General features: G+C 44.5%; 24 protein-coding genes and 2 tRNA genes. 11 read left to right on the plus strand and 15 right to left on the minus strand.

The genetic code is table 11. The features are described from left to right. Window positions 1-111: 111 nt before the first annotated feature. The 11 genes from QME20_RS00005 to lolB form a co-directional block, all read right to left on the minus strand. A tRNA-Met gene (locus tag QME20_RS00005) sits at window positions 112-188 on the minus strand. A gap of 171 nt (window positions 189-359) precedes the next feature. Continuing rightward, window positions 360-1,355, minus strand: coding sequence for a peptidylprolyl isomerase (locus QME20_RS00010; protein ID WP_281715187.1), 996 nt, complete (start codon window positions 1,353-1,355; stop codon window positions 360-362). 125 nt (window positions 1,356-1,480) lie between these two features. Further along, complete coding sequence (gene ychF / locus QME20_RS00015; RefSeq protein ID WP_014949009.1) at window positions 1,481-2,572, minus strand: redox-regulated ATPase YchF; 1,092 nt, start codon at window positions 2,570-2,572, stop codon at window positions 1,481-1,483. 41 nt (window positions 2,573-2,613) lie between these two features. Continuing rightward, window positions 2,614-3,195: an aminoacyl-tRNA hydrolase gene (gene pth, locus QME20_RS00020; protein ID WP_014976149.1), complete on the minus strand. Its 582-nt coding sequence runs from the start codon at window positions 3,193-3,195 to the stop codon at window positions 2,614-2,616. A gap of 5 nt (window positions 3,196-3,200) precedes the next feature. Next, window positions 3,201-3,833: a 50S ribosomal protein L25/general stress protein Ctc gene (locus QME20_RS00025; RefSeq protein ID WP_014976150.1), complete on the minus strand. Its 633-nt coding sequence runs from the start codon at window positions 3,831-3,833 to the stop codon at window positions 3,201-3,203. A 366-nt stretch (window positions 3,834-4,199) separates the two neighbouring features. Beyond that, complete coding sequence (locus tag QME20_RS00030; RefSeq protein WP_049588854.1) at window positions 4,200-5,201, minus strand: NAD(P)-dependent alcohol dehydrogenase; 1,002 nt, start codon at window positions 5,199-5,201, stop codon at window positions 4,200-4,202. Between the two features lie 124 nt (window positions 5,202-5,325). Next, window positions 5,326-5,808, minus strand: a complete 483-nt coding sequence (locus QME20_RS00035; RefSeq protein WP_049588855.1) for a hypothetical protein — start codon at window positions 5,806-5,808, stop codon at window positions 5,326-5,328. Between the two features lie 255 nt (window positions 5,809-6,063). Next, a complete protein-coding gene (locus tag QME20_RS00040; RefSeq protein ID WP_014949014.1) occupies window positions 6,064-7,011 on the minus strand; it encodes a ribose-phosphate pyrophosphokinase in 948 nt (315 codons plus the stop codon). A gap of 33 nt (window positions 7,012-7,044) precedes the next feature. Further along, a tRNA-Gln gene (locus QME20_RS00045) sits at window positions 7,045-7,120 on the minus strand. A 33-nt stretch (window positions 7,121-7,153) separates the two neighbouring features. Next, window positions 7,154-8,020, minus strand: coding sequence for a 4-(cytidine 5'-diphospho)-2-C-methyl-D-erythritol kinase (ispE, locus tag QME20_RS00050; RefSeq protein WP_049588856.1), 867 nt, complete (start codon window positions 8,018-8,020; stop codon window positions 7,154-7,156). Next, complete coding sequence (lolB, locus tag QME20_RS00055) at window positions 8,020-8,646, minus strand: lipoprotein insertase outer membrane protein LolB (RefSeq protein ID WP_049588857.1); 627 nt, start codon at window positions 8,644-8,646, stop codon at window positions 8,020-8,022. Before lolB ends, ispE begins: the two co-directional genes overlap by 1 nt. 131 nt (window positions 8,647-8,777) lie before the next feature. Between lolB and hemA the strand changes: the two genes are divergently transcribed. The 6 genes from hemA to kdsA all read left to right on the plus strand — a co-directional run bounded on the left by hemA (window position 8,778) and on the right by kdsA (window position 15,223). Then, window positions 8,778-10,052, plus strand: coding sequence for a glutamyl-tRNA reductase (gene hemA / locus QME20_RS00060; protein WP_014949017.1), 1,275 nt, complete (start codon window positions 8,778-8,780; stop codon window positions 10,050-10,052). 15 nt (window positions 10,053-10,067) lie between these two features. Next, complete coding sequence (gene prfA / locus QME20_RS00065; protein ID WP_014949018.1) at window positions 10,068-11,153, plus strand: peptide chain release factor 1; 1,086 nt, start codon at window positions 10,068-10,070, stop codon at window positions 11,151-11,153. A gap of 36 nt (window positions 11,154-11,189) precedes the next feature. After that, on the plus strand, window positions 11,190-12,029 hold the full coding sequence (gene prmC, locus QME20_RS00070; protein WP_049588858.1) for a peptide chain release factor N(5)-glutamine methyltransferase: 840 nt from the start codon (window positions 11,190-11,192) through the stop codon (window positions 12,027-12,029). Between the two features lie 153 nt (window positions 12,030-12,182). Further along, entirely contained in the window at window positions 12,183-13,745 is a 1,563-nt protein-coding gene (locus QME20_RS00075; protein WP_049588859.1) for a response regulator, read from the plus strand. Window positions 13,746-13,982: 237 nt separating this feature from the next. Continuing rightward, complete coding sequence (locus QME20_RS00080) at window positions 13,983-14,348, plus strand: SirB2 family protein (RefSeq protein WP_230598726.1); 366 nt, start codon at window positions 13,983-13,985, stop codon at window positions 14,346-14,348. A gap of 20 nt (window positions 14,349-14,368) precedes the next feature. Further along, complete coding sequence (kdsA, locus tag QME20_RS00085; protein WP_014949022.1) at window positions 14,369-15,223, plus strand: 3-deoxy-8-phosphooctulonate synthase; 855 nt, start codon at window positions 14,369-14,371, stop codon at window positions 15,221-15,223. 62 nt (window positions 15,224-15,285) lie between these two features. Here kdsA and QME20_RS00090 read toward each other — a convergent pair whose 3' ends face one another. After that, a complete protein-coding gene (locus QME20_RS00090; protein WP_014949023.1) occupies window positions 15,286-15,564 on the minus strand; it encodes a hypothetical protein in 279 nt (92 codons plus the stop codon). Between the two features lie 216 nt (window positions 15,565-15,780). On the opposite strand from QME20_RS00090, the gene QME20_RS00095 reads away from it, so the two are divergent. From QME20_RS00095 to fusA, 5 genes are all read left to right on the plus strand, one after another. After that, entirely contained in the window at window positions 15,781-16,683 is a 903-nt protein-coding gene (locus QME20_RS00095) for a transcriptional regulator GcvA (protein ID WP_014949024.1), read from the plus strand. Between the two features lies 1 nt (window position 16,684). Then, entirely contained in the window at window positions 16,685-17,377 is a 693-nt protein-coding gene (locus QME20_RS00100) for an alpha/beta family hydrolase (RefSeq protein ID WP_281715188.1), read from the plus strand. A gap of 35 nt (window positions 17,378-17,412) precedes the next feature. Next, the gene (locus QME20_RS00105; protein ID WP_278345628.1) at window positions 17,413-17,880 is read left to right on the plus strand and encodes a DUF423 domain-containing protein; all 468 of its coding nucleotides are present in this window, start codon (window positions 17,413-17,415) and stop codon (window positions 17,878-17,880) included. Further along, a complete protein-coding gene (gene rlmM / locus QME20_RS00110) occupies window positions 17,873-18,970 on the plus strand; it encodes a 23S rRNA (cytidine(2498)-2'-O)-methyltransferase RlmM (RefSeq protein WP_278345627.1) in 1,098 nt (365 codons plus the stop codon). Before QME20_RS00105 ends, rlmM begins: the two co-directional genes overlap by 8 nt. A gap of 184 nt (window positions 18,971-19,154) precedes the next feature. After that, the gene (fusA, locus tag QME20_RS00115; RefSeq protein ID WP_278345626.1) at window positions 19,155-21,242 is read left to right on the plus strand and encodes an elongation factor G; all 2,088 of its coding nucleotides are present in this window, start codon (window positions 19,155-19,157) and stop codon (window positions 21,240-21,242) included. Window positions 21,243-21,355: 113 nt separating this feature from the next. Here fusA and cynS read toward each other — a convergent pair whose 3' ends face one another. From cynS to QME20_RS00130, 3 genes are all read right to left on the minus strand, one after another. After that, a complete protein-coding gene (cynS, locus tag QME20_RS00120) occupies window positions 21,356-21,805 on the minus strand; it encodes a cyanase (protein WP_061094704.1) in 450 nt (149 codons plus the stop codon). Window positions 21,806-21,823: 18 nt separating this feature from the next. Continuing rightward, the gene (locus QME20_RS00125; RefSeq protein ID WP_281715189.1) at window positions 21,824-23,734 is read right to left on the minus strand and encodes a protein phosphatase 2C domain-containing protein; all 1,911 of its coding nucleotides are present in this window, start codon (window positions 23,732-23,734) and stop codon (window positions 21,824-21,826) included. Between the two features lie 126 nt (window positions 23,735-23,860). Beyond that, a complete protein-coding gene (locus QME20_RS00130) occupies window positions 23,861-24,709 on the minus strand; it encodes a formate/nitrite transporter family protein (protein WP_281715190.1) in 849 nt (282 codons plus the stop codon). Window positions 24,710-25,074: the final 365 nt, after the last annotated feature.

Consider the following 25,074-nt stretch of genomic DNA (forward strand, 5'->3'; position numbering starts at 1 on the left):
AGGAGAGACTTGAACTCTCACGCCGTGAAGCACTGGAACCTAAATCCAGCGTGTCTACCAATTCCACCACTTCCGCGCAGCTAGACTTTCCTAAAAGAGATAAGTGAGAATTGGTGGCTACGGCGAGATTCGAACTTGCGACCCCATCATTATGAGTGATGTGCTCTAACCAACTGAGCTACGTAGCCTTACTATTCTCTTCCCTCTCAGGAAGTGGCGCGTATTATGCGTATATGACTGGCAACCGTCAACCCCTTTTTTACTAACTTTTTTTAAATGCTCATTAAGTGTGCGCATTAGGGCGAAATACGCGCAAAAAGCCGTGAAATTGAACAACTTGCACGAAATAAGCTAGCTATTTACCACGCTTTGTTACTGGTTTTTGTTTGGTAATAACATACGTCAATAGGGCGCGGGCCATACGTATTGTCATGAAAAAACGGGTTATCTAAGTTTCTTCCTGTGTTTGCCCGTTTTTTATATTCTTCATGATGCGGTGTTTGCAGAAAATAAGGTGTAGCGTTGTTTACATGCACAAAAGCCTGCTTAATTTTGCTTTCTTGCGTTATATCATCTAGAACGCCACCTCTGTCCATATTTCCTCGCGGCAACTTTTGAAGCACATCCATACCGTGCAGTACGCGACCAACGACCGACATATTTCTGTCTAAGTGTCGTGGTGCTTGCCCAATCACAATATAAAACTCCGTACTGGCTGTATCTTTCTCGCTATTGCGAGCAAACGCCACAACACCTGGGCAATGAAGTCCCCACATTTCTTTTCGGCTTTTATCAATGCCTACTGGAAAGCCATCTAAAAATCCGGTGTTAGGCGCAAACATATCCTGATTCTCAACCACGTTTACATTGCTATTAAGCGGTTGCGTAAATTCAGCGTTAATAGTTTTAAGCAGATTCGGCGGAAATTGTGATGCGTCATGCGTATCGTTGCTGCCTGCCTGTGCCACAAACCCGTCTACTACACGATAAAATGCTTGTTCGTTATAAAAGCCTGCGTCTATTAAACTTTTAAACCTGGCCACATGTTTTGGTGCAAGGGTAGGGTGAAGCGCAATAACTACATCGCCATATGCAGTTTTAAACGTCACAGTATTACTCTGAGGAACTTGATACCAACTGGCAGTGTTACTTGCTAATGCTGGTGCCTTTTCAACAGCATCGCTACTGATTTGTGAATTCACTGGATTAGTTTGAGGTTCACTGGCAAAAGAAAAATTAGCCAGGCTTAACAAGCACAACACTTTAATTGAGGTTTTTATTACTGAAAATCGTTTGGCGTGCTGTGATTTGCTGCAAGTTAAAGGGCGTGAAGCGCAAAGCTGATTAATAGTCATTACAAAAGCCGTTAGTTTTTTTACTAGTTATATCAGGCCTATGTGCGCTTCACAATTATTCGCTAGAAACAAAAAAGCCACCTTGCGGTGGCTTTAGTAAACAGTGCTAATTTCTACAATAGAAATTACACGTTAAAGCGGAAGTGAATAACGTCACCGTCTTTAACAATATAGTCTTTACCTTCTAAACGCCATTTGCCTGCGTCTTTCGCACCTTGCTCGCCATTGAACTCAACGAAGTGCTCGTAGCCTACGATTTCAGCGCGAATAAAGCCTTTTTCGAAATCGGTGTGAATTTTACCTGCCGCTTGTGGTGCAGTTGAGCCTTCAGGGAAGGTCCACGCACGTACTTCTTTTACGCCTGCAGTAAAATAGGTTTGTAGTGTAAGAAGACTGTAACCCGCACGAATTACGCGGTTAAGACCTGGTTCTTCTAGACCCATGTCTTGCATAAACTCTTCGCGTTCGTCGTCTTCAAGCTCAGCAATATCAGACTCGATTGCCGCGCACACTGCAACTACAGTGGCATTTTCGCCTGCTGCAATTTCTTTAACCTGATCAAGGTACGGGTTGTTTTCAAAACCGTCTTCATTCACGTTTGCAATGTACATGGTTGGCTTAAGGGTAAGCATGTTCATGTAGCTGATTGCCGCAAGCTCTTCTTTAGTCAGCTCAAGTGAACGTAGTAACAAGCCTTCGTCTAGGTGCGGCTTAATCTTCTCAAGCACTTTCATTTCGTACTTAGCTTCAGCATCGCCACCTTTTGCGCGCTTAGCAACACGGTGAAGTGCTTTTTCTGTTGTTTCTAAGTCGGCAAGTGCAAGCTCGGTGTTGATAACATCGATATCGTCTTTAGGGCTAACGCGACCTGCAACGTGAACAATGTTCTCATCATCAAAACAGCGTACTACGTGACCAATAGCGTCAGTCTCACGGATGTTAGCAAGGAATTTGTTTCCTAAACCTTCACCTTTAGAAGCACCTTCAACCAAGCCAGCAATATCTACGAATTCCATGGTAGTAGGAATAACGCGCTGAGGTTTTACGATTTCAGCCAACTTGTCCAAACGAAGATCTGGCACAGGAACAACACCTGTGTTTGGCTCGATAGTACAAAACGGGAAGTTTGCCGCTTCAATACCTGCTTTAGTTAATGCATTGAAAAGTGTTGATTTACCTACGTTTGGTAGGCCAACAATACCGCATTTAAAACCCATGGTATGGATCCTTAGTTTGGAAAAGTGATAACTGGCTAGGTTTACCCTTTGTGCGAGTGTAACCTGTTTTGTGCTTGCTTAAGGTCTTCTTTAAGCAAAATTTCTGTACAGCGTACCGCTTCATCGATGGCACTTTCAATGGCTGCTTTTTCTTCTGCTGGTGGTTTTCCAAGAACATGGCCGGTAACGCGGCTTTTATGACCTGGATGACCAATACCTATGCGCAAACGCAAAAAATTCTTGTTGTTACCCATTTTAGCCACAATGTCACGTACGCCATTTTGACTAGAGCTTCCGCCCACTTTGTATTTTGCAACACCTGGGGGTAAATCTAACTCGTCAAACGCTACTAATATTTGTTCTGGTTCTATGCGGTAAAAGTTAGCCAGTGCTGCTACGGCTTGTCCACTTTTATTCATAAAGGTAGTGGGGTAGAGCAAACGGATATCTTTGCCTGCAATGGTAATGCGAGCAGTTTTACCGAAGAATTTGGTTTCTGGTTTTAGCGGGGCGTTGTAGGCGTCGGCTAGTTGGTTGAGAAACCATTCACCGGCATTGTGTCGGGTATTTTCATATTCGGGGCCTGGATTACCCAGACCCACGATAAGGCGGATATCAGCCAAGAGGATTATTCCTCAGAAGCTGCTTCTTCGCCGTCTTCTTCTGCGTCAGCCGCTTTAGGAGCAGGCTTAACAGTTACAACCGCTAGGTCGTGAGCTTCGTCGTTCTTCGCAAGTTCAACTGAAGAAACGCCAGCTGGAAGAGTTAGGTCAGAAAGGTGTAGCGTTTGACCCATTTCAACACCAGCCATGTCTACTTCGATGAACTCAGGAAGGTTCTTAGGTAGACAAGTAACTTCGATTTCAGTTACGTGGTGCTCAGCAATACCGCCAGCTTTAACAGCAGCAGATTTCTCTTCATTTACGAAGTGAAGTGGTACGTTAGTGTGAACGTCTTGACCAGCGATTACACGTTGGAAGTCAATGTGTGTGATCTTTGGCTTGAACGGGTGACGTTGCATATCTTTAACTAGAACTTCAACAACTTTACCGTCAAGGTTAATCTCAAGAACGTGAGAATAAAACGCTTCAAAGTCAGCAGAGTTGTTTACTTTGTTATGATCTAGTGTGATAGAAACTGGTGCTTCTTCACCACCGTAGATGATACCAGGAAGCTTATCTTCGCGACGTAGGCGGCGGCTCGCACCTTTCCCTAGGTCTGTACGAACAGAAGCGTCTAGTTTGAAATTTGCTTCAGACATTGTCTGTCTCCAAAAATATAAGTCTAATGATGTGGATTTTTGCGACCAAAACCCACGGTAAAATGATGTGAATTACGTTTAAAAATAACTTTCTATGCGCAATAAAACACCAACCCAAAATTCAAGGGCGGCGAATTCTAACACCACCTACCAAAACATACAATTACAAAGGCAGATAAAATATCCAACTAAGCAAATGCAAGTATTTGCGTTACTCACAATAAAAGAAGCGCACCTTGGCGCGCTTCTATCATATTTATAGAAAAAAGCATTTTGTGAAGACTAACTTGACCGCTAATTGTCTTTTTCCCAAGGCTTGATAAGGTCAACAAGCCTTAGGAACATAGCAACTCTTTACACAAGCGTTTACTTCGTCAGCACCACTCTGTAATGGGCTTTACCTTCTCTTAATCGCGCAATAGCCTCATTTACGTCATCAAACTTGAAGGTTTCGGTCACAGGTTCAATATTGTGGTGTGCAGCGAAATCTAGCATGGTTTTAATGGTCGCGGGGCTTCCCACTGGCGAGCCTGACACACTTTTCTGACCACCAATTAAGTTAAATGCACCAATATCTAGAGGTTCAAGCGTGGCGCCTACAAAGTGAAGCCGGCCTTTCGGTGCCAATGTAGATAGGTACAAGTTCCAGTCAAGCTTTACATTTACGGTTGAAATAATTAAGTCAAACCGACCGCGCGCTTTTTTTATCTCATCTTCATCACGGCTATTAATCGTATCTGACGCACCTAGCTCTAGCGCTTCCGTCTTTTTAGATTCGCTAGAAGTGAACGCGACTACCTTACATCCCCATGCATTTAAAAACTGCAGGGCAAGATGACCCAGGCCGCCAATACCAACTACACCCACTTCACTGGTAGGACTAATACCAAACTGGACTAATGGGTTGAAGACGGTAATACCTCCGCAAAAAAGAGGGCCTGCCTTTGTACTATCGATAGCATCGGGAAGGGGAATAACGGCACGTGCTTGGGCGCGCACTTTATCTGCAAATCCACCGTGACGACCACCTATGGTCATCGTAGCATCGGCACACAGGTTATGATCGCCTTCTTCGCAGGTTCTACAACTATTGCAGTAGCCTGAATGCCAGCCTAAACCGACACGCTGTCCCACCTTAAGTGACGTTACATGTTCACCTATTTGGCTAATTGTGCCGACAACTTCGTGACCAGGTACAAAGGGATATTCTGTCATGCCCCATTCATTATCGAGCATGCTTAGGTCGCTGTGGCAGATACCACAGCTTTCAACGTCTATTTCAACATCATGTGAACCAAGCTTACCGGGGTCGTATTGAAACTTTTCTAGTTTTCCACCCGCTTCTTTAGCGGCATATGCATTAATCATCAATAACCGTCCTTTTAAGTGTTGCTACGCAACATTAACGCGTAAGCAAAAATTCTATAATTGCTAAATCGCTAGCTTAATTATTTTTGTCAGTAATTTGCTACACGCAAAGCAATATTCACGATCATTGTGTTTGCAGGTTATCAATGACTTTACTGGTATCGAGTACTTTAACGCTTGATACTTGAAGCACCGTACCGAATTGCGTAAAGGTCATCATATCAGGTTTAGGCGTACCTTTAACTTCCACAACAAGGCCGTTCTTTTGATAGGTTTCATCTAAACCATGTAGCGTATAACGATCGCCATTTTCAGCAATAAAAGCGTAAAAACCGCCTTCGAGATCTTTATAAATAATACTACCCTTCATAGTCATTTCACCTTTTGCATTATCTTCTACTGCTTCAGCCTGGGTAACAGGTTCGGCTACCAGTTCCTTGGGCATAGAACTCTTCTCATTAGCTTGAACTGTGGAAGATTTGTCTTTCATCTCAGTTCCTTGTTTCTCAAGATCTGCTTGTTTCACTGAGTCGTCATCTCCAGAGCAGCCCGTTGTATTTAAGAGGGCAGTAATTACTGCAACAAGGCATAGTGTTTTTGTTTTCATTTTATGTCCTTCATAGTAGTTTTAACGCGCAACAATTCTTAACGTTAAACCTAAAATAGATGAAAAGAAAGTCACATTAACGAGTCGGAAAACGGCAATAAAGTATATTTAAGGCCTAAACGGAATGTGTTTGGCTTGATGTACTGTTCTTATTTTTAAGGTGATGTTCGCTTTCAAAGAAAAAAGAAAGGTAAAAAAAGAGCCGGCGCCACTTACATGGGCCAGCTCTTTTGTAGGAGTAACAATATTTAAATTTTAGTATTCAAACATTGCTGAAATAGACTCTTCGTTGCTGATGCGACGAATAGTTTCTGCAAGCATCTCAGATAAAGTAAGCTGTTTTACTTTTCCAATTTGCTTCATCTCTGCACTTAATGGGATAGAGTCGGTAACGATAATTTCGTCAATAACAGACTCTTTAAGATTGTTTGCAGCGTTACCTGAAAAGATAGCGTGAGTTGCGTAAGCATAAACACGACGCGCACCATGTGCTTTAAGTGCTTCAGCTGCTTTTGCAAGCGTACCGCCTGTATCAATCATGTCATCGACAATGATGCAGTCTCTGTCTTTTACGTCACCAATGATGTTCATTACCTGAGCCACGTTCGCTTTAGGGCGACGCTTATCGATAATGGCAAGGTCGGTGTCGTTAAGTAGTTTCGCAGTAGCACGTGCACGTACAACACCGCCAATGTCAGGAGAAACGACTACAGGGTCGGCAAAATCACGTCTTACCATGTCAGCAAGAAGGATAGGAGTACCGAATGCGTTATCCACCGGAACATCAAAGAAACCTTGAATTTGTTCGGCGTGTAGGTCGATAGTAAGTACGCGGTCAACACCAACGTTAGACAGGAAGTCAGCCACTACTTTCGCAGTAATAGGCACCCTAGCTGAACGAACACGACGGTCTTGGCGTGCATAACCAAAGTAAGGAATTACTGCTGTAATACGACCAGCTGATGCGCGACGTAGTGCGTCGATCATCACAATAAGTTCCATAAGGTTATCGTTAGTAGGCGCACACGTAGACTGGATAATAAAAACGTCCGAGCCACGGACGTTTTCATGAATTTCTACGCTGATTTCACCGTCACTGAAACGGCCAACTTTGGCATTTCCAAGTTTGGTGTAGAGGCGATCGGCAACTTTCTGGGCAAGTTCTGGTACGGCATTACCTGCAAAGAGCTTCATATCTGGCACAAGTGGTTCCTCAGTGCGTTGATAAAAGAGGTTTGGCTGGGGTAGCAGGACTCGAACCTACGAATGGCGGGATCAAAACCCGCTGCCTTACCAACTTGGCTATACCCCAATTTTTAAGTTCTTGTCCGATGTGGCGTACACGCTATCTTTGTTGTTCTAATTTGTCTAATAGTGGTGAGCGATTCACACCTTTTGCGACAAAACTCTGCCAAGTTTCAGGCATTTGAGCCCTAACTTGTTCGGCTAAAGTGTAGTCAGAAAAAGTGGCAAACACGCATGCACCTGTGCCCGTCATTCGCGACGGTGCGTAGTGTACCAACCACTGTAATAATTTTGCAACTTCAGGATAGCGATTCGCGACTAATTGCTGACAATCATTCCAAGTTTTTTCAAATTTATAGTCTTCCCAACGTATCGCAGGTGTATTTCTGGGCAAATCCGGCGAGGTGAACACTTCGGCTGTGCTGACATGAACATTTGGGTTCGCTACAAGAAAATACTGTTCTTTTTGGGGAGCTGGCGTTATCTCTTCTCCAACGCCTCCTGCAAATGCCGTTAGACCTCGCACAAAAATAGGTACATCAGCGCCTAAAGATAACCCAAGCTCAGCCAGTTCATCTTCACTTAGCCCTGTGTTCCAAAGGTGATTAAGCACCACTAACGTGGTTGCCGCATTCGATGAACCCCCGCCAATTCCGCCCCCCATAGGAAGGCGCTTGTCTAACGAAATAACGGCACCTTTATCACATTTTGTTTTTGTTGCCAGCAGTCGCGCTGCTTTTACAATTAAATTGTCATCGTCTGGAACCCCATCCAGTGGGGTTTCCATGCGTATGGTTGTGTCGTCTGTACTTATGTCAAAGGCGAGTGCATCGCCGTAATCCAGCATTTGAAACAGACTTTGAAGCTGGTGATAGCCGTTGTCGTAGCGGCCAAGTATATGCAAGAAAAGATTCAGTTTAGCAGGGGAAGGCCACCAATCTTTATGTTCTGAAACAGATGAGTTCACTACAGAGTCCACTGATAAATTTTAATTTTAAGCTGAGTATTAGGCATGTCCGGCGTTTCATTCTGGGTAAGCGTTATGCTGTGAGGCAACCATACAGATGTGCCATCATCTAGCTCAATACTACCGTAGTTACCGTAAGCAACTTGCCAATTGCGGCAACCTTGGCAATAGCTCTCTAGGGTATTAACCAACCCTTTTTCAGTTAGGGTGAATTTATCACCGTCTAGCGGTAAGCCTTTTACCCAAGACAATAGTGATTCCACCGGAATGACCATTCCCGTAATCTGATAAATAAGTGGTTCTGGTAAAGCATCTACATACGTTTCACCGTCAGCCTCTAATACCGACTGCTGCTGGGTAACGTTAAGGTTAACCAGACTTACCCCTAGAAAATTGGTTAATCGAAAATCAAAATCACCGGAATCGTTTTTCCAGACTAAATTAAGGCTGGCCGCTTCCTTTCCTTGGCGAAATGCAATTTTTCCGCGCATTTGCCACTGATGTACTTCAGCAACTTTTTCAAGTTGGGCCGTGAGGTTTACCGCGTTTTCTGGGCCTTTGGGAGCGGTTGTGCATGCGCTCAGTACGAAGCAGAGAAACAACAGTAGGGAAATAAAGCGAATCATTAAGGCGCGTTACCTGTATAAAAATAAAACACATTTAATTGTGACATTATGGGAACACAGTTTCACCAACACTTTCAATCATTTTGGGTTTTTCGTACAATGCCGCTCCGACGTTGCCAGCACAGATTTTAATGACTTTACTCGCCCTCGGTATTAACCACAAAACAGCACCAGTAGCACTTCGCGAAAAAGTGGCCTTTACACCAGATTCTCTGGTGGAAGCGCTTGCGAGTTTAAAAAAGCTGGAAGGCGTAGATGAGTCTGTCATTGTATCGACCTGTAACCGCACTGAGCTATACGTTAATACTCAAGACGACACCGGCCAAAAGCTTCTACAATGGTTAAGTGACTTCCATCACTTGGATGTAGAAGAGATTGCCAATAACAGCTATGTGCTCGCGCAGGATGAAGCGGTAAAGCACATTATGCGTGTAGCCAGCGGACTTGATTCACTGATTTTGGGAGAACCTCAAATCTTAGGTCAGGTGAAGCAGGCGTTTGGTGATGCAAAACACTCAGGTATGGTGAGCAGCGAATTTGATAAGCTGTTTCAACATACGTTTTCGGTGGCGAAGCGAGTTCGCAGTGAAACAGATATAGGTGCAAACGCGGTAAGCGTGGCTTATGCAGCCGTTCAGTTGGCCAAGCATATATTCGCTGAACTACCAAAACGTTCAGTGTTATTAGTAGGAGCTGGCGAAACCATTGAACTTGTGGCTCAGCATTTGAAAGAGCAAGGCGTGAGCTGTTTGGCGGTGGCGAATAGAACCGTAGCGCGAGCAGAAGCCTTAGCCGAAACACTAGATGCGAGTGTGTTTACCTTATCGCAAGTGCCAGAGCACTTAAAAGACTTCGATATCGTGATAAGCTCTACCGCAAGCCAACTGCCTTTAATAGGCAAGGGAATGGTTGAGAAAGCCCTTAAGCAGCGCAAAAACATGCCGATGTTTTTGGTTGACCTTGCAGTACCACGAGATATCGAATCAGAGGTTAACGAGCTAGGCGATGCCTATCTTTATACCGTTGATGATTTGCAGCATATTGTTCAGAAGAATTTAGAAAACCGCGAGCAAGCAGCAAAAGAAGCCGAAAAGCTCATCGACAAACAAGCTGGCGACTACATGACGTGGAAGCAGTCGCAGCAATCGATAGATTTAGTAAGACAGTATCGCCAAAAAGGCATGGCACAGCGTGACGATATTGTGGAAAAAGCCAAAGCGCAATTAGCGGAAGGTAAAAATGCCGAAACGGTATTAGAAGAAATGGCGTATAAATTAACCAATACGCTATTGCACCCAACAACCTTAGCGTTACGCGAGGCTGCCATGCACGATGACCCGGCATTGAGCCGATGGATGGGACAGGCATTAGATTTATCTGACTTTTCGTCAGACGATAATAAATAAGGTAATAAGAAGCATATGAAAGAGTCGGTAGTTAGGAAACTCGAACACTTAGTCGAGCGTTTCGAAGAAGTTCAGGCGTTGTTAGGCGACCCTGGAGTTATCGGCGATCAGGATAAGTTTCGCAACTTGTCAAAAGAGTTCAGTCAGCTAGAAGATGTAGTGGCAGGCTTTAATGCTTATCAGCAAGCACAAGAAAACTTGGCTTCAGCGCAGGAAATGTTGAACGAAGATGACGCTGAAATGCGCGAGATGGCACAGGAAGAGATGAAAGATGCCAAGGCGGAAATTGAACGCCTTGAAACTGAACTTCAGGTGCTACTCCTGCCAAAAGATCCTAACGATGATAACAACTGTTTCTTGGAAATTCGCGCAGGTGCAGGTGGTGACGAAGCGGCAATATTTGCAGGTGACTTGTTCCGCATGTACAGCCGTTATGCCGAAAGTCGTGGCTGGCGTGTAGAGTTGGTTAACGCCAATGAAGGTGAGCACGGCGGTTATAAAGAAGTCATTGCGAATGTTAGCGGCGATGGCGTGTACGGCGTATTGAAATTCGAGTCGGGCGGTCACCGCGTACAGCGTGTACCAGAAACCGAATCACAAGGCCGTATCCATACCTCGGCATGTACCGTGGCGGTATTACCAGAAATTCCAGAGTCGCAGGCAATTGAAATTAACCCTGCAGAGCTTCGCATCGATACCTTCCGTGCATCAGGTGCGGGTGGTCAGCACGTTAACAAAACCGACTCGGCTATTCGTATTACCCACTTGCCAACAGGCTTGGTAGTGGAATGTCAGGACGAGCGCTCACAGCACAAAAACCGTGCGAAAGCGATGTCGGTACTTCAAGCGCGCTTAAATCAGATTGAAGAAGAAAAGCGTGCAGCAGAAGAGGCATCTACCCGTAAGAGCCTAGTCGGTAGCGGCGACCGCTCTGAGCGAATTCGTACTTATAACTTCCCGCAGGGACGTGTAACCGATCACCGTATCAACCTGACTATTTATCGATTAGATGAAGTGGTGGAAGGTGACCTTAAGCAGCTTATCGACCCAATTTTGCAAGAGCATCAGGCCGATCTGCTGGCCTCTCTTTCTGACGAATAACGCTGTCTTGTTAAACAAACTGTTTATAGAAAAACAATGCGCATAGACAACGCCTTAACATGGGCTGCTGAGCAACTAGAGGGTGGGGAGTCACCCTCTATTGACGCGAAAGTCATGTTGGCGAACATTCTAGGTAAGTCACAAACTTATCTATTCACATGGCCTGATAAAACCTTGGATGCCGACCAGAAAGCGCAATTTGAAGCGGATGTGACCAAGCGTAAACGGGGTGAGCCCGTGGCGTATATTATCGGCAAGCGTGATTTCTGGACCCTGTCACTGTTTACCTCGCCAGATACATTAATTCCACGACCGGATACAGAAGTATTGGTTGAGCAGGTGCTCAATTGGGCAAATCAACAATCCTCTGCGTCCTTATCTATCTGTGATTTGGGAACAGGTACGGGCGCCATTGCGTTGGCATTAGCGAGCGAACTGCCAGAAGCATCCGTTACTGGCGTAGACTTTCAAGCGGGGGCGGTGAACCTTGCTACCCGTAATGCCCAAGCTAATAGCATAGCCAATGCGCATTTTGTTCAAAGTGACTGGTTTAGTGCGCTGGCAGGTCAAACCTTCGACATTATTGTTTCAAACCCACCTTATATAGAAGAATCCAGTCCATACCTTAATGAGGGCGACGTGCGTTTTGAACCTAAAACAGCATTAACCTCGGGCACTGACGGCCTAGACGACATAAAACACATCATTAATAACGCGCCGCAATATCTCAATAAAGGTGCCTTACTTGCATTCGAACACGGCTTTGACCAAGGGGCTGCGGTTAACGCTTTGCTCGTAGATGCGGGATTTGTAGACGTCAAAACTGTTAAAGATTACGGCAACAATGACCGTGTAACGCTAGGACAGTGGCAGTAGTTTTCAACCTTCAAAGAAGTTATCTTTTCTGTAGTTATCAAAATTTAATTGCAAACTTGCTTATATTTTGTTTTACATTAGTATCTATTAAGCGGTTGTAAGACCTCAAAAAGCACTAAGTTAAACAATCTCTTACACTACAGGACGTACCAGATGAATGATGACTTTCTTTTCGCAGAAGATGACGATGAAAATGAAGTAGATGATCTGGGTAGCTGGAAAGTACTCATTGTTGATGATGAACCCGAAGTACACGCCGTTACCAAGCTGGCGCTAAATGACTTTAGTTTAAACGGCAAAACCCTTGAGTTTGTTAGTGCCTATAGCGGAGAGGAAGCGAAGGCCATTTTCAAAACCCATGATGATATCGCCGTTGTGTTACTTGATGTTGTTATGGAGACTGATGACGCCGGTCTTAAAGTGGCGGAGTATGTTCGTAACGAATTAGACAATCATTTCACGCGTATTATTTTGCGTACTGGACAGCCTGGCCAAGCCCCTGAAAAAGATGTCATCATTAATTACGACATCAACGACTACAAGTCGAAAACCGAACTGACCGCGCAAAAACTCTTTACTGTTATCATTGCAGCGCTCCGCTCATATCGAGATATTATCGTTATCGAAGAAAATAGACGCGGCCTTGAAAAAATTATAGATGCGTCTGTGGATTTATTTTCCTCCCGTTCCCTCGAAAAGTTCATGCAGGGGATTATTCAACAGCTGGCATCTATTCTGGGCTGTTCAAAGGATGCAGCCTACATTACTACAGCGGTGGCAACCACATCGCGTACTATTAATACCAGCAACAATAAACTGGGTGACGACGAACTATATGTTTTTGCTGGCAACGGTGAGTACGCCAGTAAGGAAGGGGTGCCTTTAAAAGACGCGATTAGCGCACAAGAATATGCCCTGTGCGCAAGAGCCATGCGCGATAAGCAAATTGTTTATGCAGAAGATCACGTTGTGGCTTATTGCAACAGTAAAAGCCACAATGGCGCACTCTTGTACTTGTCAGGATTACCGAGACGAATAGGGGAAAGTGATCGTCATCTGGTAAAACGCTTTTCAGACAGTGTTCAGCTTGCTTTTGACAACGTACTTAAAACCGTAGATGTTGAAGCGACGCAGAAAGAAATAATTGAGCGTTTAGGTCGAGCGTTAGAGCATGAGTCAAATGCATCAAATAATCTCACAAGAATGGTTGAAATGGCGCAACTGTTGGCAGAAAAGGTTGGGCTGAACGAGCAAGACATCCACGCATTACGCCTTGCCGTGCCACTCCATGATATTGGGACGTCTATAGTGCCTAAATCTATTTTGCACAAAACGACGCCGTTAACCGAAGAGGAAGTATTTAAAATACGTCAGCATGCTGAATTTGGTTACCAGATCTTGCGAGATTCAAGCCGGCCCACTATCCAACTTGCAGCAATGTTAGCAAAGCAGCATCACGAACGCTGGGATGGAAAGGGATATCCAGACGGGCTTGAAGGCGAAGAAATTGATATAAAAAGCCGTATTGCCACGTTAGTTGATGTGTTTGATGCACTGTTAAACGCAAGGCCGTATAAGCCAGCGTGGACAATTGATAAGGTTGAAGCCGTATTGAAAGAGGAAAGTGGCAAGCACTTCGACCCTGATTTAGTTCAGTGTATGCTAAATGACCTTCCGGCCTTTATGGCAATTCAAGCTCAATTCCCTGACGCATAATGATTTATTTCTCCGTTATTTACGTACTGTAATACGTTACAATAACAGCCTCTAAACAGGCGCCATAATTAAAACGAAGGCAGGTGCTACATGCACCTGTTTTTTGAGTCTGCTACTCGTATTCTGAGTCTGTTGAATTTTGCATTGCTGTAAAACTAAATCGGCTCAATTAACACCTGTGTTAAAGTAACCAGAAGCAGCCTTACTATCTAATAAGAACAGGAACACATTATGTACATGATGGCTAAACACCTTCACATGACCGCCGTTGGCTTAAGCATCTTATTTTTTGTCTTTCGCTTTATATGGAGTCAATTCGACGCTACAGCACTTAGCAAAAAATGGGTTAAAATTCTCCCACATATCATTGATACCGTGCTATTAGCCAGCGCAATTTGGCTATGCATTATTTTGTCTCAATATCCTTTAGTTAATGCATGGCTCACATTTAAAGTTGTGGGCGTGGTGCTGTACATAGTGTTTGGATTGTTTGCATTGAAAAAAGCCAAAACAGCGTTAGGCAAATGGAGCTTTTTCGTAGCAGCGCTTGTTGTGCTTATGGCAACGGCTATGGTTGCTGTAACCAAACAACCTCTTTTTTAAGATTTAATTGGAAATAGATAATGTCTGAATCTCAACAGATTATTAATGTAGGTAACGTTGACGTTGCCAACCACTTGCCGTTTGTTCTGTTCGGTGGAATGAACGTACTTGAGTCTCGCGATCTCGCTATGCGTATTGCAGAACACTATGTTGAAGTAACGCAAAAGCTCAATATCCCGTACGTTTTTAAAGCCTCGTTTGATAAAGCGAACCGTTCATCTGTGACTTCTTACCGTGGGCCTGGCATGGAAGAAGGGTTGCGTATTTTTGAAGAAATTAAGTCGACCTTTAACGTTCCGCTTATCACTGATGTGCACGAACCGCACCAAGCAGCTCCCGTAGCTGAAGTGGTGGATGTTATTCAACTGCCTGCTTTCTTGGCGCGCCAAACCGACCTTGTGGTTGCAATGGCAAAAACCGGTAGCGTTATCAATGTGAAAAAGCCTCAATTCTTAGCACCGCATGAAATGCGTCACATCATAGGAAAACTAGGCGAAGCGGGGAACGATAAGGTTATTCTTTGTGAGCGTGGTAGCTGCTTTGGATATAACAATTTAGTTGTGGATATGCTTGGCATGGACGCAATGAAAGAATATGCCCCAGTAATATTTGATGCGACTCACGCACTTCAAATGCCGGGTGGCCGTGCGACGTCTGCAGATGGTCGTAGAGCGCAAGCTGCACAGTTGGCCAGAAGCGGTATGGCATTGGGTTTGGCAGGGCTATTTATTGAAGCGCATCCTAACCCTGATGAAGCACTATGTGATGGGCCTTGCGCACTGCCGTTGGCAAAATTAGAGCCTTACTTGCAGCAGATGAAAGCACTAGATGAATTGGTGAAAGGTTTTGACGCGTTAGATACAAGTAATACCTAAGCTAGTATTTGATGGCGTATGCCGGTGCAAGCACCGGCATGCGTATCAGGTGTGTGAGTTGCTTATTCCGCTTCAGAAACGTTTACGCGCTCTTCACCTTTTGTCATTGCTAATAAGTTCTTGTGAAGCTGAACTTGCGTCTCTTCAGCTAAAATCGCTTTAGACTGCTTTTTCACAACAATGTGCGCATCGTTTTCTGGCAGTACTTCGGCCATTTTTACGCTGGTCATTGCTGTGTTGATTAACGATTGTAGATTGATCTTTTCTGGTTGTGCGTTAGCATTTGCAGCAGCGCTTACAAAAGCCATTACAGAAACACTAGCTAAAAGTAATTTTTTCATTTTCACACCTAATAAAAATAATTAAATAATTGTTGATGAATGTTAAAATGTTTAACAAATGTTCATCATAAAATGCTGAAATTAAATGTTCTTTTTTAATTTAGGGTAAATTATAGTCAGTGGGTGGTGAAAAATAAAACGAGTAAAAGTATGGGTTGTCATTAGAAAAACTAATGAATTTGTCATGCTTCGGTCACACTGGATTAAAAACGATATATGCATCGACGTTTACCCCCTCTCAACGCCTTGAAATCGTTTGAAGCGGCTGCTCGCCATTTGAGCTTTACTAAGGCTGCCGATGAGCTGTTTGTTACGCAAGCTGCCGTTAGCCACCAGATAAAAGCGCTTGAAGATTTCTTATCGATGAAGCTATTTCTTCGAAGAAATAGAACCCTGCTTCTAACCGAAGAAGGTCAAGCTTATTTTCTTGAGCTAAAAGATATCTTCAAAAACTTACAAGATGCGACAGAAAGGCTACTTGCGAAGGGCAGTAAAGGTGCTATCACGGTAGCGATGCCGCCCAGCTTTGCGAGCCAATGGCTGGTACCCCGTATTCATAAGTTTAGTTTGGCGCATCCAGACATCGACGTACGCATCAAGGCAGTTGATTTCGATGAAGGCTTCTTAGAAGACGATGTAGACGTTGCAATATATTACGGTAAAGGTCGTTGGGCTGGTCTTCAAGCCGACCAGCTACATCGAGAGTTTCTAACTCCGCTTTGCTCTCCAATGCTTTTTCAAGGCCCCAAACCTTTATCCAGCCTGTCTGACTTACGGCACCACGTGTTGCTTCACGACTTAAGCCGTACTGCATGGAAAAATTGGTTGAAGCATGTAGGTGTGGTTGGCGTAAACGTTAACCAAGGACCGGTTTTCAGTCACTCCATGCTAGTTTTGCAAGCCGCTGCACTCGGTCAAGGCATTGCGTTGGGTAACACGGTACTTGCAAGGCCGGAAATTGAAGCAGGAAGGCTAGTTATGCCGTTTGAAGAACGAGTGGAGAGTCGCGATGCGTTTTATCTCGTGTGTGAGGAATCACAGGCTGAACTGGGTAAGATTGCGGCATTTAGAGACTGGATTTTAGCGCTGGTCGAAGCTGAACAAGAGGACTTGTTGTAATATGACTAAGTTGAACACCATTGCTGAACAGCCTAGTTTTGACATTGAATTGCATGAAGCCGATAAGCCCTTAGCGTGTTTGATACTAGGCCATGGAGCCGGCGCCGGTAAGGAACATGAGTTCATGCAAGACATTGCGAAGGAACTTGTTGCTAGAGGTATATCAACCGTTCTTTTTAACTTTCCCTATATGCAAACCATAAAAGCTACCGGTAAGCGTAGGCCTCCCGATAAAGCCGATAAACTTATGTCACATTTTACTGCGGTGATTGAAACCTGCAGCAAAGATAACAAAGCCTTGCATAACTTGCCTGTGTTCATCGGTGGAAAGTCGATGGGCGGGCGTATGGCGACCATGGTGTACGAAGCGGTGAGCAATGTAAAAGGCGCGATAGCGCTGGGCTATCCGTTTCACCCTCCTGGTAAGCCAGAAAAAACACGCACCGACCATCTGCAAACGGCGTCTAAACCTTTACTTATTATTCAGGGTGAACGAGATACCTTTGGTACAAAGAGCGAAGTAGAGGATTACAAAAAGCACAACGTATTATCTACAGACATTGAATGCGCCTATTTAGACGACGGCGATCACAGTTTTAAGCCTCGCAAAGCAAGTGGCAAAACGCAGGAAGAACATATTGTTACCGCTGCCACGCTTACCGCTTCTTTTATTGAAGCCCATTTAAATAATTAATGATTAATTAGAAATCAGAGCGAACGACTAATTTAATGAAAACTGAAAAACTTGGGTTTGCCACCGTTGCTAAACCTTATCTTATTACTGGCGCATTGCTAGCGGGCCTTTCTGTTGTGCTAGGTGCGTTTGGCGCACATGGTTTAAAAAGCGTGTTAACCGCACAGCAGCTCAACACATTTGAAATTGGCGTGCGTTATCAAATGTATCACGCATTAGCCTTGCTTCTTTTACCTGCATTGTCAGGAGTTGTTTCATCGACGTGGGCTAATCGGGTAGCGTTTTGTTTTGTTACCGGAACTGTGTTGTTTAGTGGAAGTTTATATGCGCTAGGAATAAGCAGTATTAAATGGTTTGGCCCGATAACGCCTTTGGGTGGCATGTTCTTTATTATTGGATGGGTGTTGTTAGTGATTGGACTGATAAAAGGTCATGATTTAAACACGCAACAAAAAGAAGAGCAGAACAAAACTCACCATACGCCGGGGGCAGGTAATGTCTAATACCAGTATTTTGGGTTATTGTCGACCTGGTTATGAAAACGATACGGCTAACGAACTCACATCGCGTTATGGTGAAGCCCAGTGTTATGGCTACCCAGTGTCGAAGAAGAACAGTGGCTTTGTACTTTATCACTTATATGATGGCTCGCAGCTAGAGCGAACCATTACCCAGTTTACTGTTCACGACAGTATCTTCCCTCGTCAACTGGTGGCTGTTTTTGCCACGCTAAACGATATAGAGAAAGAGGACAGAGTAGGGCAAGTGCTCGAGGCTTTGAACGAGGTAGAAAAGCCATTTCAAATTTTTGGCGCCATAGACGTCGAATACCCAGATACAGAAGAAGGTAAAACCCTTGCAAAGTTTTGCCGGAAGTTTACTGTTCCTCTTCGCCAAACCTTAAGAAAGGCGGGATGGCTCACCGCAAAGGAAAATTTAGGTAAACCAAAGCTACATATTTTCTTTGAGTCATTTGAGATTTGCCATATTGGCTATACATTACCCAGTCATGCTAGTGGCGATCACTTGGGTATTTGCCGGTTAAAGTTCCCAAGTGATGCGCCGAGCCGCTCGACGCTTAAACTTGAAGATGCTTTAGTGAATATGCTGAGCGACAAACAGCAGGCTAAGGTACTTCGAAGCGGTGGACGTGCCGTGGACCTAGGTGCATGCCCGGGTGGTTGGACATATCAGCTGGTGAAGCGCGGAATGTATGTTGAAGCTATCGACAATGGACTTGTAGCCGATAGTTTAATGAGCACGGGCTTGGTTGAACATCACGCGGCAGACGGGTTTACCTATCGACCACAATTTGGTCGTGTAGATTTGCTGGTATGTGATATGATAGAGCAACCCGATAGGGTAGCTAAATTGATGGGTGATTGGCTAGTTAAGCACTGGGCAACGCACGCAATATTCAATTTAAAGTTACCTATGAAACAACGTTATGAAACTGTAGTTGAAGCCATGACGTTGCTAAGAAGCCGATTAAATGCTTTGGAAGATGCATTTGCGGTGAAGGTGAGGCATCTCTACCACGACAGAGATGAAGTTACAGTAACAATTGTTCGCACTTCAAAAGATGAGGTGTGATTTTGTTATTTTTCAAAAAAAGTGTCATTAATTAATAAATTATTGATACTTAAAGAAAAAAGTTAATGGTGGCGCGGATTTTAGCAAACGAATTTAAGGTTTATGCTAAAAAAGGTGTAAATCTGGTATAGAAATCCTTTATAATCCGGCCGTTTTTTTACTCTGAACCAATGAAAGTGAACTAATGGCAGACTTATCTCATTACAGAAACATTGGTATTTTCGCCCACGTAGACGCGGGTAAAACTACCACTACAGAACGTATTTTGAAACTAACCGGTAAAATCCACAAAATCGGTGACACTCACGATGGCTCAACTACAACTGACTTCATGGAGCAGGAAGCTGAGCGTGGTATTACCATTCAGTCAGCGGCGACTACCTGTTTCTGGAAAGATCACCGTATGAACATCATCGATACTCCTGGACACGTTGACTTCACAGTAGAAGTTTACCGTTCATTGAAAGTATTGGATGGTGGTATTGGTGTATTCTGTGGTTCTGGCGGTGTTGAGCCTCAGTCAGAAACTAACTGGCGCTATGCTAACGAATCTGGCGTTGCCCGCTGTATTTTCGTTAACAAGCTAGATCGTATGGGTGCAGACTTTTACCGTGTTGTTGGTCAAGTTAAGAAAGTACTTGCTGCTAACCCACTAGTAATGACGCTTCCAATCGGTATCGAAGACGATTTTAAAGGTGTTGTTAACCTTCTAGATATGAAAGCGTACATCTGGGACGATTCAGGTCTTCCTGAAAACTACGAAGTTGTAGATATCCCTGCAGATATGGTTGATAAGGCTAACGAGTACCGTGAGCAACTAATCGAAACTGCTGTTGAGCAAGACGACGATCTAATGATGGCTTACATGGATGGCGAAGAGCCGTCTTTAGAAGACATCAAGCGCTGTATCCGTAAAGGTACTCGTGACCTAGCGTTCTTCCCAACTTACTGTGGCTCTGCATACAAGAACAAAGGTATTCAGCTAGTTCTAGACGCGGTTGTAGACTTCCTTCCTTCTCCAACAGAAGTTGATCCACAAGATCTAACTGATGAAGAAACGGGCGAGCCTACTGGTGAAGTTGCAACAGTATCTGTTGACGAGCCGTTCCGTGCACTTGCGTTCAAAATCATGGACGACCGTTTCGGTGCCCTTACGTTTATCCGTGTCTATTCTGGTAAGCTAAACAAAGGCGACACCGTTCTTAACAGCGCAACGGGTAAGACTGAGCGTATCGGCCGTATGGTTGAGATGCACGCTGACGAACGTACTGAACTTACTTCAGCACAAGCGGGTGACATCCTAGCAGTTGTTGGTATGAAGAACGTTCAAACTGGTCACACATTATGTGATCCGAAGCACCCTTGTACACTAGAGCCAATGATCTTCCCTGAGCCAGTAATCTCGATTGCTGTTAAGCCAAAAGACAAAGGCGCTAACGAAAAGATGTCTATCGCTATCGGTAAACTAGTAGCAGAAGACCCATCTTTCCAAGTTGAAACTGATGAAGATTCAGGCGAAACCATCCTTAAAGGTATGGGTGAGCTTCACCTAGACATCAAAGTAGACATCTTGAAGCGTACATACGGCGTTGAGCTAGAAGTTGGTCAGCCTCAGGTTGCATACCGTGAAACTATCACGCAAGCGGTTGAAGACAGCTACACGCACAAGAAGCAGTCTGGTGGTTCTGGTCAATTCGGTAAGATTGATTACCGCATCCGTCCGGGCGAAACTAACTCTGGCTTCAAGTTCACATCTACTGTTGTGGGCGGTAACGTACCTAAAGAATTCTTCCCAGCCATTGAAAAAGGCTTCAAGGGTATGATGGAAGTGGGCCCTCTAGCTGGCTACCCAGTACTAGACGTTGAAGTTGAGCTATTCGACGGTGGTTTCCACGCAGTTGACTCATCAGCAATCGCGTTCGAAATTGCTGCTAAAGGCGCATTCCGTCAGTCAATGCCAAAAGCAGGCCCTCAAATTCTTGAGCCTGTGATGAAAGTTGACGTGTTCAGCCCAGAAGACAACGTTGGTGACGTAATCGGTGACCTTAACCGTCGTCGTGGTATGATCAAAGACCAAGAAGCTGGCGCTACTGGTGTTCGCATCAAGGCTGACGTACCTCTATCTGAGATGTTTGGTTACATCGGTCACCTACGTACTATTACATCTGGTCGTGGTCAGTTCTCTATGGAATTCAGCCACTACTCAGCATGTCCTCAGAACGTAGCTGACAAAGTAATTGAAGAAGCGAAAGCACGTAAAGCTGCTAAGTAATTAGCCTTTGCTAACGTAAGCTGACCTTGAGTTAGCTTACGCTTCAAGAAATACTAAAAAGCCGGTCGCATGACCGGCTTTTTTTATGTCGGGTGTCCCATCCTGAAATACGTTTAGTACATCTTATATGGCAGAAACTTCCCTGACATCACTACGCTGACACGGTCGCCTTTAGGGTCGTTCTCGCGCTGTAAATCCATAGAAAAATCAATGGCACTCATAATGCCGTCGCCAAACTCTTCATGAATTAATTCCTTTAATGTAGTGCCATACACACTCACCAATTCGTACCAGCGGTAAATAAGCGGGTCGGTAGGGACTTCTGTGGGTAACGAGCCTTTGTAAGGCACAATTTGAAGCCAGGCAATCGCTTCGTCGGTAAGCTCAAGTAACTCACCCACGGCTTCAGCTTGCTGCTTTGTCATGGCCATTTGTCCTAAGCAAGCTGCTGTACTCCATTCTTTTGACTGACCAACAGCTTCGGCAATCTGACTCCACTTTATGCCTTTTAAAATTTTGGCTGACTGGATCATGTCGGTAACTTGGGTTCTCGATGTAATCATTTGCATTTCCTTAAAGGGTTAGTTAAACAAAATGAGCGTAACTAGATTGCTGAAAATAAGTGCCAGTATTAGCACCTTGTACACAAAAAGAGGGTGTCGTTTTACTAACGGCTCGTACGCCGTATGTTGTGATGGATTTGGGTAGCGAAGCGAAAAAAGAAACTCAGATAGTGAAGAAAATCGCTTATCAGGGTTCACATGCAAAGCACGCTTAAGGGCGCTATCAACCCAATTAGGTATTGGTCGATTAGGAGCCAATGCGGTTTGGTATTTTAACTTTTTCTGCTCGGCCAACGTGCGACAATGAACGAGCTTTGTGCCATAGGGGTAACGCCCGCACAAGAGATAGTAGGTGAGTACGGCTAAGGAAAACAGATCAGAGCGCTCTGTGCCTACATTTCCTAAAAAGTATTCAGGTGCGGAAAAAAGTGCAGCGCCAGGAATAGGTGTGTCACTATAGAGGCTTGGGGCATCGGCTAAGGCTGCTGAACCCAAATCTATAATAGTACAGTGCCCTTGTTCGCTAATAATAATATTGTCGGGGCGTATATCCCTATGAAGAATGCCCTGACGGTGCATTGCCTGTAAACCTTTACCAACCTGCTCGATTATATTCCTAACTTGCTCTAATGGCGGCGTAGGGTTATCAACAGCCCATTGAGCTAGCGTTTGACCTTGCACATATTCACTTACGCTGTAAAAAGCAGAAGGAGAGTACGGTAAACCCAAATCAGTAAACGTTGGGCTTTTAATAACGTGTGCCGAATTAATCCGTCTCGAAAACCAGCTCTCTATTAGGAACCCATTTATTATTTCTGGTGATAGGGTAAAATCGGTAGCCGGCGTTTTTACAACCACAGGGCTTTTTGTGTGCGTAGCTTCACAAGACGAACTGGTGGCAATAAAGACATGGCTTCGGGCCGACGTATAAAGCTGTCGTTCTAGCTTCAGCCCATCAACATCATCACCCGTTTTGAAGTTTGCGGCAGCAGAGTCTTCGCATACTTGTTCATCAGACTGCTGATTTGAGTAATGAATCGCAGCATCAGAAACCTCAGAATTGGTTATCAGTTGGTCGCCCAATGACCTATTAAGTACAGATGAATGGGGTGAAGTTGAAACGCCGGCATACGGTGGATGTATGTGATCGTTTAGGCCATCATGGCTAGCTACAAAAACCTTTACGAGAAGTAAGGTGAGGTTGTCATCGCTTCCTCTAGTAAATGCCTCATGTACTACCAACGCAGCTTGGTTTTCAGAAAGCGTATCGGCCTCACTGATTTTCATAAGAATGGTAGATAGCGAAACAAACTCATAAACGCCGTCGCTACTAATCGAAAACGTGCTCGATGAGTTGAGGGTGAGTGTTGTGTGGTCGATATCTATATGTGCTTGAACGCCTAATGCTTTAGTAAGATAACTCTGCGAAGGCTCACTTTCCGATACTTGACGATGAGGTTTTGTGAGTAAGACAGGCGACTGTGCGTTCTTAGAAATAGCCTGAATTTGACAATCTCCCACATGAAATACATCCATGTGATTGCCTGTTACCACCGCCACTGTTAACGTGCACACATAACCTTTTTCTGGTGTATAGCAGAAGGGACTTCTTTGCGTACGTGTGTAAAGCAGCGCGTTTATCTCTTTAATAATGGTTTCAGCGCGCATCTTAACCGACCATTGTTCCGGCGCCATATTAAACAGTTTGATAAACTGACTGGTAGCAAAGTCGCTAGCAACTTGGCTAACCGTACTGCTACTTACACCGTCGGCGATTACAAAAACGCTGCTTTGATTTGGGTTATCAGAAACATGAAAAGCGTATGCATCTTGGTTTATCGCTTTAACGCCGGCTGTAGAAAAAGCACTTACACTGAGCGTGTTGGCTGGTGGATTAATTGGGGCGTTTAACGCGGCTCGCTCATTCATGTTTAATTGCTTCTTACCTGCATATTTAATTATGAGCCCAATTAGTTATTTCCAAGGAAACGGATAACGCCATCATGACATGTCTTGTAGGGACAAGGCATGATGGCTTTAAGATAAGCGCCTTAATTAAATAGGCAGTGTTTGCGATGCAGCGGCTTTATCAACAGGGATAGTACGTTTGGGTAGCGTCTTAACGTGGGTGGTGTACAGGGTTAGTCCAGTAAAGGCGAGGCCACCAACAAGATTTCCAAGTGCAGTTGGGATCTCGTTCCAAATGAAGTAGTCCATAACCGAGAAGTCGCCGCCCATAATAAGGCCAAATGGGAAAAGGAACATGTTTACTACTGAGTGCTCAAAACCCATAAAGAAGAACAGCATGATTGGCATCCACATGGCTAGTACTTTTCCGCTAACGTGGGTTGAAATCATTGCACCCACTACGCCTAGCGACACCATCCAGTTGCACAACATGCCGCGAATAAAAATGGTGAACCAGCCTGCAACGCCGTGCTCTGCGTAGCCCAATGTACGAGCTTCGCCAATGCTGGCTACCTTAGTCGCGATGGCACCGCCATCCACGTTATACCCCATGGTAAAAATAAACGACATCATAAAGGCCACGGTTAATGCGCCACCAAAGTTACCTAAAAATACTAATCCCCAATTCCGTAGAATTTGTTTTGGCGTGACGCCAGGTCGCTGTGCAAGCCAAGCGAGTGGGGTAAGTACAAACACGCCGGTTAATAGGTCAAACCCCATAAGGTAGAGCATACAAAAGCCCACTGGGAATAACACTGCGCCAAGAAGAAACACGCCGGTTTGAATGGCAATGGTAACGGCAAAAACAGCGGCAAGGGCCAATATTGCACCTGCCATATAAGCGCGGATTAGAGTATCTCGTGTAGACATATAAATTTTGGCTTCGCCTGCATCTACCATCTTGGTTGCAAACTCAGCGGGGAGAAGATAAGCCATGGTTTCACCTCACGTTGTCGTTATTAATAAGTTGTCATCTGTGTGTTGGCGTTTACTGTTTCAATGCGTTCCAGAAGATCAAAAAAAGGCGTCCGCAGCGCTCTCGTAAGAAAGAACTGGGGACGCCTTTGTCCGAAACTCATGCATTGTGGTAGCTAACAAATAAACCGTCGATTATGTGTACGCCTTTGTACTCTAAAGCCCGTTGGCAACTAATACTTGTATAAGCGCCTTCGTACTTTTGTTATCCATTTTTACAAAGCTAAAAAAGTGCCAATAACCAAAATGTAAGTAAAAGTGTTACTTATTTATATTAAAAACAATAGCTTGTATAAATTCGAAACTGTGTTGATAGACGCTTGCGC

This window comes from Alteromonas sp. CyTr2 (assembly GCF_947311905.1).
In the GTDB taxonomy this organism is placed as follows: Bacteria; Pseudomonadota; Gammaproteobacteria; order Enterobacterales; family Alteromonadaceae; genus Alteromonas; species Alteromonas macleodii.